This is a genomic window from Stenotrophomonas pictorum JCM 9942 (genome assembly GCF_001310775.1).
GTDB lineage: Bacteria > Pseudomonadota > Gammaproteobacteria > Xanthomonadales > Xanthomonadaceae > Stenotrophomonas > Stenotrophomonas pictorum.
Genome location: NZ_BAZI01000703.1, coordinates 1 through 820 on the forward strand (window position 1 = coordinate 1; position 820 = coordinate 820).

Genomic DNA, 820 nt, shown 5'->3' on the forward strand with positions numbered 1-820 from the left:
CCGGGTTCGACACCTACGCCGGCGAGGCGATGGCGCTGGGCGAACGCACCCCGCTGGCGCTGCTCAATGCCGCCGCTTCGGCGCGCATGGCCGTCGGCGAAGCCATCACCAACCTGTGCGCGGCGCCGGTGACGGCGCTGGAGACGGTCAAGCTGTCGGCCAACTGGATGGCCGCCTGCGGCCACGAGGGCGAAGACGCGCTGCTGTATGACGCGGTCAAGGCGGTAGGCATGGAGCTGTGCCCGGCGCTGGATATCAGCATCCCGGTGGGCAAGGACTCGCTGTCGATGCAGGCGCAGTGGCAGGCCGACGGCCAGACCGAGAAGTCGGTGTCGCCGGTGTCGCTGGTGATATCGGCGTTCGCGCCGGTGGGCGATGCGCGCCAGCAGCTGACCCCCTTGCTGGATCGCGACGCCGACAGCGAGCTGTGGCTGATCGGGCTGGGCGCGGGCAAGCAGCGTCTGGGCGGTTCGATCCTGGCCCAGACCCATGCCGACCACAGCCCGCTGCCGGCCTTTGCCGGCGAGGTGCCGGACCTGGACGACCCGCAGCGCCTGCGTGCGTTCTTCGAACTGATCCGCGATGCGCGTGAATCGGGGCTGTTGCTGGCCTACCACGACCGCAGCGATGGCGGCGCGTTTGCCGCGCTGTGCGAGATGGCCTTCGCCTCGCGGCTGGGTCTGGATATCGTGCTCGACGCCTGGGGCGATGATCCGTTCCGCAGCCTGTTCAACGAAGAACTCGGCGCCGTGGTGCAGATCGCCAGGGAGGACCGCGCCGCGTTCGCCGACCTGGTCGAGCGCCATGCGCTGACCGAGTG

General features: G+C 69.9%; 1 protein-coding gene. It reads left to right on the plus strand.

The genetic code is table 11. The annotated features are described in order from the left end of the window. Positions 1-820: AIR synthase-related protein (locus JCM9942_RS17165; protein WP_256202426.1), on the plus strand; the 820-nt coding region annotated here is incomplete at both ends.